Raw genomic sequence first — 11,570 nt, forward strand, 5'->3', positions numbered from 1 at the left:
TGAAGTGCCGACCGGTGCGAGTGGTGGAGATTCGGAAGGCGTCCACAACTTCCCGAGAAAGGGGGCGACCGATGACGCACATGACCGAACCGGAGGCACACCCCGTCCGCCGTGGTATCGCGGCGGGCACGTCCATAGCGGCAGCGATCCTGCTGCTGACCGTCGGTGTGCTGTCGATCTTCGAAGGTATCTCCGCCGTCGCAGAGGACGAGCTGATCGTCGTCGGCACCGAATACGTCTACAAGTTCGACACCACGACCTGGGGCTGGATCCACATCGTGATCGGCATCCTCCTGGTCATCGCCGCGCTGGGCTTGATGACCGGCGCCACGTGGGCACGGGTGGTGGCGATCGGCCTGGCGGCCCTGTCGATCATCGCGAACTTCATGTGGCTGCCGTACTACCCGGCATGGTCCATCCTGGTGATCGCGCTGAACATCGTGGTGATCTGGGCGGTCGCCACCTGGCGTCCGGAAGAGGTCTGACCGGGCGGAAATGCGCGGCCGCGCGCCCGCGGACGGCACACTGGAGGGCGTGCCGAAGCTGAGCAAAGGCGCGAACGCGCCCGTCACCGTGCCGGCTGTGCGGGCTTGGAGTGGTCGACCGGACCCGGCGTGCCCGCGCTCGATGTGTCGGCGCTGTTGCTGACCGCGGGAGGCCGGGTCCGGTCGGATGCGGATTTCGTGTTCTACAACCAACCCGGCCATCCCGGCGGCGCCGTCCGATGTCTCGGCGGGCACGGCGGCGCCGACGCGGTCGATGTCGACTTGGCCCGAGTCGAGCCCGGCATCGACTGCGTCGTGGTGTGCGCGTCCGCCGACGGCGCGCCGTTGCCTCCCACGCCGAAGGCATTGTGGCTGTTGCCTGTTCCGCCAGGGCGAGCCGGAAGACTTCCGATGCGGGCCGATCGGCTCGATGCGGCGGCGGTGTCGAGCGGCGTGGCGATACGGTCGCGGCCGGTCGGCATCGCACCGGGCAAACGCCAGCGACAGTCGATGCGATCGCCCGGTGAAGTGGGGTTTCCGCTGGCACCGTAGGTGAGGTTGTGGTATCCACCTTCGAGATCGCACTACGAACTCGAAGGGACGCCAATGCCAAGCAAGCCCCCGCTCGTTCTTCTGCACGGTGTCACCATGTCCGAACGGGTGTGGGAGGACGTCACGCCCTTGCTCGCCGCGCGGCACGAGGTGATCACCCCGACCGCCGTCGGTCATCGGGGCGGTCCGGCTGCCCTGCGGCGGCCTGCGCGGGTCGAGCATCTGGTGGACGACATCGAGCGGCGGCTGGACGCGCTGGGGCTGCGCCGGGTGCACATCGCGGGCAATTCGCTGGGGGGATGGATGGCGATCGAATTGGCTCGCCGCGGGCGCGCCGAGACCGTCTGCGCCCTTTCGCCCGCGGGCTTCTGGGAATCCGGCGCAGGGAGCCAGAAGGCCGCGACCCGCCGCATCGCCCGCGAGGCGATCACCGGGCGGCTGCTGGGCTTCCTCGCCCCGCTGGGACTGCGCAGTGCGGTGGCCCGGCGAGTGGCGTTGCGCAACATCGCCGTCCACGGCGATCGCGTCAGCGCGGCGCAAGCCATGACCTTCTTACGCGACCTGCTGGGATGCACCGTTACCGCCGATCTGCTCGGCACCGATGAGCAAGTGGCACCGCTCGATCCGTTGCCGTGCCCGATCACGGTGGCGTGGGCGCAGCACGATCGTGTGCTTCCCGAGGAGATCCACGCGGCGATCGCCCGGGCCCGGCTGCCCGAAGCCGTGTTCACCGTTCTGCCGGACACCGGTCACGTGCCGATGATCGATGACCCGAGGCTGGTCGCCCAGACGATCCTGGCCACCACGAGCATCACTGCCGCCGAGGCGTCCTAGGCATGCTGGGGCGCGTTCCGGCGCCGCCGTAACCTGTCGCGGCACGACGTGGTGCGGCTGTTCATATGTCGAGCAGGTGCGGCAAACCGGCGCGGTACCGGTCGGCGTCGATGCGTTTCCACGGCTCGAAGATCGGCAGCGACACCAGCGGGTAGACCGGGACCCGTGGTGCGGGGTCGTCGGCGGCATCCAGGATCGCGTTGGCCGCCGCGCGCCCGGATTCGTTGGCCCCCTCCATCGTGGCGAGATCGATGTTGTTGCGCACGTGGTCGCCGCCGAAGAACAGGTTCGGCACAGCGCAGCGGGCCTCCGGTCGGTGGTCGTAGGAGCCGACCGTGTTGACCAGCAGCGGGGTTTCGTTGTGCACTCCGCTCGCGGTCCAGGTGACCCCGGGATCGAGATGCCAGGAGCGGATGTCCTCGGGGCGCAGCCACCCTGTCGCGGTGTTGAGCCATTCGGAGAGCTGAGCCCACACCTCTTCGGCGATCTCGGCGGCGGTGCACTGTTTGGCCGGTCGGCGGAAGCGGATGCCGGGGGAGTCCCAGTCGGAGATGTCCACCGACAGGCATTCCCGCACCGTTCCGTCGCCGTAGCGGGCAGCGAAGTCACCCACCCACATCGGTGCTTGGCGCAAGGCCGTGAGCGCCCACGGTGACCCGAGCGCGGCGATGTGGCCTTCCGGCAGGTCGGTGGATCGAGTGAGGTAGTACTGGATGCCGACCATCCAGTCCGTCCGCAGCTGCCGCATGCCCGCCAGGTGCGGGTCGGCGTCGAGGATTTCGTCACCGAGCAGCGTGACCGCCTTCTCCACCGGCATGGCGCACAGATACCAGTCCGCGATCACGGGGGTCGACCGGCCGTCGGCGTCGGTCACCGTCGCCGAAGCGATCCGGCCGTCGCGCAACTCCAGCCGCGTCGCCCGCTGCCCGGGAACGAATCGCACGCCCCGGGACCGCAGATACGTCACCCAGGGATCGATCCACGCTTCGTTGGTCGGGCGGTTGAGAATCCGATCGATTCCGGCGGAGTACTGCGGGATCGCCCCGGTCCCCGCCAGCACCAGCGCCTCACCGATGGTGCCGATCGTGCGGGCCGAACTCACCTGGGGCTTGGCCGCCACGGTGATCCGGGTGAGGGCGCTGACCAGATATTCGCGGTATGCCGCCGACTTCCCCTCGGCGCGCAGGATCTGCTCCCACGTCACGTATTCCCACTGCCCGAAGCGCCGTTCGGTACACGAGGTGAACCAGACGGCCATCTGTTTGGCGAAGAACGCGAGCTCGGCCGGTGGCAGTTCCGGAATGAAGCCGAAGGCGCCGATGAGGGTGTTCTGCAACCGGTGCGGAGTGAGCTGATCGAGGCCCGCGAGCTCGACCGGCGCGAAGATCGGTGGCTTGCCGCGGAAACCCGCCACGGTGCCCTCGACCCGGACGAGATTGCCCGCGACGCCATCGGGATTGCCGGGGAAGGGAATTCGGCGCATGGTTTCCGGAAGGTTCTGATAACAGCCGGGAAAGAACCGGAAGCCGTGCTCACCGGGCAGATCCGAGCGGCCGTCGGTGCCGGTGCCCGGCACGCCCATACTGCGTGCCTTGCCGCCGAGAAAGGCCGGTTCGTAGACGGTGACCTCGTATCCGCGCTCGATCAGTTCGTGGGCCGCCGACAACCCGGCTACCCCGCCGCCGAGCACCGCGACCGCTTTTCCTCCGGTGCGCAGCCCGGGCGTTCGGCGAGCTTCGGGTGATGCGGCGTGCGCGGGGGCGGCGGCGACGGCGGCTCCGGCCGCGAGTGCGCCGCGCAACAGGTCGCGGCGGGTGAGGTCGATGGTCGGCCGAAGGCGCGGGTCATGCATGTCGATCTCCTGAAGATGCCGCGAGGAAGCCCCGCGGCGGCCTGGACGGGATGACGGTGGCGGGATCGGTGCGCGCGAAGGCGCGGGCCTCCCGTCGTTCGGAGATCGTGTCGCGACACTCGTCCACCAGGTCCGCGAGCACAGGCCCCGGGGCGCGCCACGAATCGCGCAGCGCTCCTATCGCCAATGCCGCGCCGCGGGCGGGAGTGAAGACGTCTTCGGGATGCAGCGTGCGAGAGAAGACCGCGGTGACGGCATCGGCCAACGCCGGGTCGGCGGCGGCCCGCCGATAGAGTTCGATCTCCAGCGGACGCATCGCGGTGCCCCGGGCCAGCCGGTTGGTCCACTGATAGACGCCCAGGCATTCGCTGTCGCGCAGCCGTTCCCACGCGGCGAGGGCGGTATCGAGGTGCTCGACGTCGTCCAGTGCCGGGGCGGCGAGTTCGCCGAGCAAGCGCCCGTAGCGCAGCGCGTCTCGGATGCCTTGCGCGGTCACCGGATCCTTGAAGTGCCCGGCGTCACCGGGCAGCGCCCAGCCCGGCCCGGTCGCGCGCCGGAAGTAGGACGCCAGGCCGGTCGCCGACCGCACCCGCCCCACCCGGCGGCAATCGCGCAGCCGCAGTTGCAGTCCCGGCAACCGCTCGATCGCCTCCTGATACCGGCGCTCGGCGCGCCCGGCGCCCGGTGCGCCGAGCTGCGCGGGCGGCTGGACGAGGCTCAGCAGCAACCCGTCGTCGCAGGGAAACGCGGTGCCGAGATCGGGACCGCGACGCCACTGCGCCGCGACGTGCCGCTGGTCGGCCGCTGCGTCCTGCCAGTACGCGAAGTAGCAGTCCCGTCCGCTCGGAGCGCTCAGCCGGGGCCGCTCGGCGCCGACCAGCCGGGCCACCGTGCTGCGGCGGCCGTCCGCCCCGACCACCAGGCGGGCGCGGACCTCGCGCACGCCGCCGCGGTCGGTATAGCGGACGCCGGCACATCGATCGCCGGACCAGAGCAGATCGGTGACCCGCACGCCCTCGCGGACCCGTGCCCCGGCTTCGACGGCGGTCGCCACGAGCGCGGCGTCCAAGCCGGTTCGCCGCACGCACATCGCGTAGTCGATGCCGTCCACCGGCGTGAAGGACGACCGGACCCGGTAGCCGCCGCCGTCGGCGAAGGCGGTGGTCAGCGCGGGCGCCCCGAGTTGCCGGACACGCTCGAGGGCGCCCGCGCGGCCCAGTTCGGCCAGGCCGCCCGGCCACAGCAGATGCGTGGAGAGTGTGTCGGAGGGAAAGCGCGCCGCGTCCAGGGCGACGACGTCCCGGCCGGCGCGAGCGAACGCGATCGCGGCCGCCGAGCCCGCGCATCGCGCGCCGACGACCACCACGTCGGTGTGCTCGATTGCCGGGGCGGGGGATCCGTGCATGCCCGAACACCTCGGTCATATAGTCTCGGACACTGTGTCCGATCGATGGTGGACCGCGCCTGCCCGAATGTCAATATCGGTGCCGTGTCGGCAGAATGGAGGCCGTGGTGCGACGCACCCGACCGGCACAGCCGAACAACGCGGCCGTTTCGCCGCAGAGAGGAGCCGGATGCCCTCGCTGACCCGGATCCCAAGGAACGCGCGCAAACCCGTCGACGACCGGCGCGCCGAGTTCGAGCGACGAGTCCTCGCCGCGGTGGAGGAGCTGCTCGCCGACGGCACGCCCTACACCGAGATCGCCGTCCACCGGATCGCCGCCGCGTCCCAGTCGGCCAGATCGACGTTCTACCGGTACTTTCCGGACAAGAGTCAGCTGCTGATCCGGATGGCCGAACTGGCCACGGCGGATCTGTTCGAGGCCGCCGAGCGTTGGTGGATCGCCGAGCACACCGGTCGCCAGGCCGGTGTGGTGACGGCGGTGCGCACCATGATCGCCGGGTTTCGGGAGCACCGGTCGCTGCTGCTGGCGCTGAGCGAGGTGGCGGCCTACGACCGTGACGTCGGCGCCTACTGGCGCGGCCGGGTCGCCACGTTCGTGGAGGTGGTGCGGTCCCGGCTGGAGACCGACCGCGCCGCGGGCCGGATCAGCCCGGCGATCGATCCGCAGGCCACCGCCGTGGTGCTGACCTCGATGGTCGAACGCGCGATCGCCGTCAGCTTTTCCTCCGGTTCCGGGGTCGGCGACGACGCGCTGGCCGAGGCGCTGGGCCGGGCGATCTGGCTGACCGTGTACGGTGACGCGCCGTCTGCCTGACGGATCGCGCGGCGGCGCAATCGGATCCATTGCTACAGTCGCGCGCATGACACACTCCGGACCGCCCCTGCGGATCGGCATCCTGGGCGCCGCCCGCATCGCACCGGCCGCTCTGGTGCGTCCCGCCGGGGAGAACCCGGACGTGGTGGTGGCAGCCGTGGCGGCCCGCGATCAGGAACGTGGACATGCGTTCGCCCGCAAGCACGGCATCGCGCAGGTCTTCGACAGCTACGCCGCACTGGTGGCCGCGCCCGACATCGACGCCGTCTACAACCCGCTGCCCAACGGTCTGCACGGCCGGTGGACGAAAGAGGCGCTCGCCGCGGGAAAACACGTGCTGTGCGAGAAGCCGTTCACCGCCAACGCCGCCGAGGCCAGGGAGATCGCCGCGCTGGCCGCGACGTCCGACCGGGTGGTCATGGAGGCATTCCACTACCGCTACCACCCGATGACCCGGCGAGCGGAGCAGATCATCGCCTCCGGCGAACTCGGCAAGCTGGTGCGGGTGGACACCGACATGTGCTTCCCGCTGCCGCGATTCTCCGACATCCGCTACGACTACACGCTCGCCGGCGGGGCGTTGATGGACGCGGGCTGCTACGCGGTCCACATGTCCAGGGTGTTCGGCGGCGAGGAGCCGGAAGTCGTCGCGGCGACCGCGAAGTTGCGCGGCCCGCACATCGACCGCGCGATGAGCGCGCAGTTGCGTTTCCCCTCCGGTCACACCGGGCGGGTCCGCTGCTCGATGTGGTCGTCGGATGTGCTGCGCATCGGCGCGCGCGTGGTGGGCGAACGCGGCGAAATGCGCGTGGTCAACCCGGTGGCGCCGCAGCTGCCGCGCAGGCTGTCGGTGCGTTCGGAGCGCGGTAGCCGCACCGAGAAGACCTCGCGCCGCACGACGTACGCCTATCAGCTCGACGCCTTCGTCGCGGCGGTGCGCCACGGTGAGCCGGTCCCCACCTCGCCGGAGGACGCCGTGGCGACGATGAGCGTCATCGATGCGATCTACACGGCCGCGGGACTGCCGCTACGGCAACCGAGCTGACGCAGCGGCGATCGCCTCGGTGTAGACCGACACCAGTCGCGCGGTGAACCGCGATTGCAGGGGCTGCTCGGCATGGCGTGCCAGCACATCGCGCATGGCGTCGAGCCGGTCGGGATGATCCGCCAGCTCACGCAGCGCTTCGGCGAGCGCGTCGGTCGAGGCATCGCGGGCGCGGTATTCCCCGCCCGCGGGGACGGTTTCGGTGACGTCGGGGTCGCAGTGCAGCACCGGCAGGCCCGCCGCGACGGCCTCGAGCAACACCATGCCCTGCGTGTCGCATCCGGCGGACGGGAACAGCAGCACGTCGTGGGTGCGCATGGCCGCCAAGCACTCCGCCTGGCTCACCTCGCCGTGCAGCCGGACCCGCTCACGCAGCCCGAGGCGGTCGACAGCCGAGCGCACGCGAGGCTCCAGAGCCCCCGCGCCGTAGACGTCGAGCAGGCAGCCCTCGGCCCGATGCACCGCTTCGATGGCCTCCAGCGGCCGCTTCTCGGCGGAGAAACGGCCGCACCACAGAACGCGCAGCATCCGACCCCGGTCGCCGCAGCGCTGCGGGAGGGCGCGCACCAGATCGTCGTCGACTCCGTTGGACACCACGTGCGTCGGACGGTCCACGCCGTGCGCTGCCAACCGCGCAGCGAAATGCCGGGTCGGCACGACGACGTGGTCGGCGGCCTGTGCCTGGGCGACCAGCGGACGCCAAGCATGGCGCGCTGTACGGCTTTCGGGCAGCCGCGGCATCGTGCCGCGCAGACCGACGAACCCGCCGTGCAGGACGCGCATCGTGAGCGCGGCGAGGTAGGGGAACGGCGAATTGCGTTCGATGAAGGAGTCGTCGCGGCTGTGCATCGACTGGACGACGGGAAGGCCGTGGCGGCGCGCGGCGCGCAATCCGGCCACGCCCGCGCCGTAAGTGGTCTGCGCGTGCACGACGTCGAAGCCGCGCTCGGCGAACGCCGCATCGATGAGACGTGCGTTCCTGCGGGTCGGCAGGGCGACGGGGTAGCCGTTCACGGTCAATCCACCCGTGGTCGCCAGAACGACGATCCCCGGGTCCGGAGGCGTGAGTTCCGGTGGCGGGATGGTGAATACGGTGACGCGATGGCCGAGCCGTTCCAACGCCGTGCGTTGCGCGCGCATCGATGTCTGGATCCCACCGAGGGTGGCCGGGTGGAAATCCGCGAACATCGCGATGCGCAGCGAACGGCTGTCGCGGAGGTGTCCGCTCACGCCGTGCCGACCGATCGGGGCGCGCAACGCCCACAGCCGTCGAGGAATTCCAGGATGTGCCCGTACACGTCCAGCGCCGCGCCGCGACCGAGGAACGTGTCGAGGTGACCGTAGGAGGGGACTTCGACGTAGCGGACGTCCAGCTGGGGGTTGCGGCTGGTGAGCACGTCGTGGCAGAGCTTGTTCGAGTCGAGCCACACCTCGTTGCGGCTGCCCGACAGCAGCAGCAGCGGGCAGTCGATCCGGTCGGCGTGGTCCAGGGCGTTCTCCGGCAGCACGCGGTAGCGGTCGTCGTGGTCGTTCCATCGTTGGACGGCGTGCGCCAGTTCCATCCGCCGCAGCTGGGGCAGCACGTGCACCGGGATCGGGCCGAACAGCTCCGCCAGGCGGTCGTGGGTGCGCGGATCGAGGTGGTCGTGCACGAACAGCTCGGCGCCCATGCCCCAGCTGCCGTGGACCATCCGGCAGGTGGGGTCGGTGCATTCCCCTTTGCGCGTGAGCATGGCGTACAGCAGCGTTTTCCGCGACCACAGCCCGACTTTGCGGAAGTCGGATTCGAGGTGGTGCAGCCGGGAGCCGAGTAGTTCGCCGCCCACCAGCACCCGCATCCGCACCGCGTTGCTCACCTTCGGCGTGAGGAACACGCCCTGGGCGACGACCCCTGCCAGACCCGGCACCAGTCCCGCGGTCATGCTCATCGACAGCGCCAAGGCGCCGACGCAATGCGCGACCACGAACAACGGCTGGTCGCCGATGCGCTGCCGGATCTCGCCGACGGCCTCGGGCAGGTCGTAGAGCGCCACGTCGTCGAAGCTGAAGCGCGGCCCGGAGGCGTTGTAGGGCAGGCGGCAGCTGCCGCGCCAGTCCAGCAGCCACGGCTGGTATCCCGCGTCGACCAGCGCGTCGACGATCGTGCGGGTCTCGGGGAGCAGGAACATCTCCGAGGACACGCCGTGGCCGTGCACCAGCAGCACCGCGGGCCGGTCGGGATCGTCGACGACGACGCGGCGCAGGCCCAACCGGGTGCCGTCGGTGGTCCGGAACGGGATCTCCTCCACCGTCAGCGCGGTGCCCGGCCGGATCGGGGTGAGCATCAGCGGAACTCCTTCGCGTTTCGGCGCAGATCCAGCAGTTCGGTGCCCACGCGCAGCGCCGGTTCCAGCAGGCCCTTGCCGAGCTGGGACCCGAACCAGCTCAGCCACAACAATTTCGCGGTCCGCCGCTGGCGCTCGGACAACCGCGGATCCACGTGGATGCCGTCGATCTGATCGCGCAGGTAGGTGTCCAGCGGGACGGCGACCTCGCCCGCGAAGCCCGCCGGTTCGCCCTCGCGGCCGAGTTCGACGGTGAGCGTGCGCGCCTGCCGGATCAGGGTGCGCCGTGCCTCGGCGTATTTGTAGCCGGACAACCACCATGTTCCGCCGTCGGGGTCGTGCAGCGACAGCCGGTAGTGCATGAGCGGATGCTTCAGCCCGTGCCGGATCGGGATGCCGTCGTGCGGGCGGACCGACAGCGCACCGGTCACGGTGAGCGGTGCGTCGTGCAGCAGCGTGCACCGCAGTTCGCCGCTGACGTCGACGGTGCGGCCGGCCACCAGCTGGTGGGTGCTCGCGATGGACAGCCGCAGATTCAAGGTGCAGGACGTGCCGGCCGGTGCGCCTGCGGGCCCGAGCGTGCCCGTCAACGTCTCCGAGAACCACAGATAGGGTGCGTCTTCCGGCTGCGGCAGCCGCGCCAATCCGGTGTCGGCGAGCATTTCCAGCGTTTTGCGTTGCGACTGGGCGCCGTAGCGGATGGGCGCGGGCAGATCGTGCGCGCGCAGGAAAGCGCGGGTGCGCTCGTCGGTGGCGGCGGGAACGGAGGCCATCGTCTCCAGCGGGTGGCGTGCCACGGGGCTGCGCAATACCTGTGCCAGCGATTCCAGCTCCGGGACCGGCTCGGTGCGGATCCGTTCCACCACCTCGTCGCACCACGCGGCCCAGTGCTGCACCCGCATGTCCATGCCGATCGCGGAGGATTCGCCGAGCATCTGCTCGAGGGTGGTCGGCGTGCCGGTGAGGTGGTAGTTGTGGCCCCACGCCGTCGGCGCGCACACGATCGCCGCCGCGACCTTGCTCACCCAATCCACCGGCGCGACATGAAGATTGCGCAGCGCGGGGACGGTACCGAACCGCGACAGCGCCGCGATGATGCCGCTGTTGAGGTCGCGCGGATTGTGCGCGCCGGTCTCGCGGTGGCCGCCGATGCCGCCGGGCCGCAGCACCGTGACGACCAGGCCGTGTTCGCGCGCCCGCCGCATGACCGCCTCGGCCGCCCATTTCGTCCGGTCGTAGCCGATCACCAGCTTGCCGATGTTGGCCACCGGATCGTCCTCGCCCATGGCGGCGATGCCGAGCTCGTTGAACACCGCGATCGAGGAGACGTGGTGCAGCGGTTTGGGTCTCCCGGTCGCCGCCAACCGGGCCAGGGTCAGCGGACCGAGGACGTTCGCGCGGCGCAGTGACCGGTAGCCACGCAGGAAGTCCACCGCGGCGCCGACGTTGACGATGGCGTCGACCTCGTCGGCCAGCGCGGCCCAGCGTTGCTCGGACAGCCCGAGGTTCGGCTCACGCAGGTCGCCGGTCAGTACCGTCACCCGCCTGCGCACCTCCGGGGACCACGGCAGCAGGAACCGCGTCAGCGCGGCGGCGAGCCGGTCCAGGGCATCCGCGTCGTCTTGCGCGCGGACCAGGCAGACCACCTGCGCGTCGCTGCCGCGCAACAGGTCCAGCAGCAGATGGCTGCCCAGGAAACCGGTGGCGCCGGTGAGCAGGATGCGCCGCGGGACTACCCGGTCCGGCGGGTCGACCAAGGGGAGCCGGTCGGCCCCGGCGACATCGGACATCAGCTGCGCGAACTCCTCGTCGATCGCACCTGTCCGCGCCACGGGCTGATCGCGTTCGACGGATTCGGGGCGGGCGTGCAACCAGCGTTGCGCCAGCCTGCGCGGGCGCGCGTCGGCGAAGACGTCGTCCAGGTCCAGATGCACGTCCAGTTCCCCGGCCAGCGCCGCGACGAACTGAACGGCGGCCACGGATGTGCCGCCGCCGTCGAAGAAATCCGTCTCCGGCCCGATCGTCTCGGCGGTGAATCGGTTCGCCACCTCGGTCACCGCCGTCGTGAGCGACTCGACGCTCCACTCGCCGGGGCGCTCGATCGCCGCCCGGGTGGTCATGGGACCACCCGCGCGCGCCAGCAACGCGGACACGTCGAGACCGCCACCGCGTTCGATGGCCTGGGCGAGCTCGCGCCGATCGGCTCGCTCGGCATGCGGTGGGTGCTCGCCGTTCGGACTGCGCACGGAAAACTCCTTG

At 70.6% G+C, this 11,570-nt stretch carries 10 protein-coding genes; 5 read left to right on the forward strand and 5 right to left on the reverse strand.

Annotated elements, in window-relative coordinates; translation table 11 throughout:
- Positions 1-71: 71 nt before the first annotated feature.
- The 3 genes from IU450_RS36370 to IU450_RS36380 all read left to right on the forward strand — a co-directional run bounded on the left by IU450_RS36370 (position 72) and on the right by IU450_RS36380 (position 1,871).
- On the forward strand, positions 72-485 hold the full coding sequence (locus IU450_RS36370) for a DUF7144 family membrane protein (protein WP_195154255.1): 414 nt from the start codon (positions 72-74) through the stop codon (positions 483-485).
- 105 nt (positions 486-590) lie between these two features.
- A complete protein-coding gene (locus IU450_RS36375) occupies positions 591-1,037 on the forward strand; it encodes a TerD family protein (RefSeq protein ID WP_228835623.1) in 447 nt (148 codons plus the stop codon).
- A gap of 54 nt (positions 1,038-1,091) precedes the next feature.
- Entirely contained in the window at positions 1,092-1,871 is a 780-nt protein-coding gene (locus tag IU450_RS36380; RefSeq protein WP_195154256.1) for an alpha/beta fold hydrolase, read from the forward strand.
- Positions 1,872-1,932: 61 nt separating this feature from the next.
- Here the strand turns inward: IU450_RS36380 and IU450_RS36385 are convergent, their stop codons facing one another.
- Positions 1,933-3,723, reverse strand: a complete 1,791-nt coding sequence (locus IU450_RS36385) for a hydroxysqualene dehydroxylase (RefSeq protein WP_195154257.1) — start codon at positions 3,721-3,723, stop codon at positions 1,933-1,935.
- Positions 3,716-5,128, reverse strand: a complete 1,413-nt coding sequence (locus IU450_RS36390) for an NAD(P)/FAD-dependent oxidoreductase (RefSeq protein ID WP_195154258.1) — start codon at positions 5,126-5,128, stop codon at positions 3,716-3,718. The genes IU450_RS36385 and IU450_RS36390 overlap by 8 nt, the downstream gene beginning before the upstream one ends.
- Before the next feature lie 169 nt (positions 5,129-5,297).
- Between IU450_RS36390 and IU450_RS36395 the strand changes: the two genes are divergently transcribed.
- Complete coding sequence (locus tag IU450_RS36395; RefSeq protein ID WP_195154259.1) at positions 5,298-5,942, forward strand: TetR/AcrR family transcriptional regulator; 645 nt, start codon at positions 5,298-5,300, stop codon at positions 5,940-5,942.
- 46 nt (positions 5,943-5,988) lie between these two features.
- Positions 5,989-6,987, forward strand: a complete 999-nt coding sequence (locus IU450_RS36400) for a Gfo/Idh/MocA family protein (RefSeq protein WP_195154260.1) — start codon at positions 5,989-5,991, stop codon at positions 6,985-6,987.
- On the opposite strand, the gene IU450_RS36405 is transcribed toward IU450_RS36400, so the two are convergent.
- The 3 genes from IU450_RS36405 to IU450_RS36415 are packed head-to-tail and all read right to left on the reverse strand — an operon-like array spanning position 6,970 to position 11,557.
- The gene (locus IU450_RS36405; protein ID WP_324197953.1) at positions 6,970-8,217 is read right to left on the reverse strand and encodes a glycosyltransferase; all 1,248 of its coding nucleotides are present in this window, start codon (positions 8,215-8,217) and stop codon (positions 6,970-6,972) included. The genes IU450_RS36400 and IU450_RS36405 overlap by 18 nt on opposite strands.
- A complete protein-coding gene (locus tag IU450_RS36410; RefSeq protein ID WP_195154261.1) occupies positions 8,214-9,311 on the reverse strand; it encodes an alpha/beta fold hydrolase in 1,098 nt (365 codons plus the stop codon). The genes IU450_RS36405 and IU450_RS36410 overlap by 4 nt, the downstream gene beginning before the upstream one ends.
- On the reverse strand, positions 9,311-11,557 hold the full coding sequence (locus tag IU450_RS36415) for a thioester reductase domain-containing protein (RefSeq protein WP_324197954.1): 2,247 nt from the start codon (positions 11,555-11,557) through the stop codon (positions 9,311-9,313). The genes IU450_RS36410 and IU450_RS36415 overlap by 1 nt, the downstream gene beginning before the upstream one ends.
- Positions 11,558-11,570: the final 13 nt, after the last annotated feature.

The organism is Nocardia abscessus, from assembly GCF_015477775.1.
Classification (GTDB): Bacteria; Actinomycetota; Actinomycetes; order Mycobacteriales; family Mycobacteriaceae; genus Nocardia; species Nocardia abscessus_A.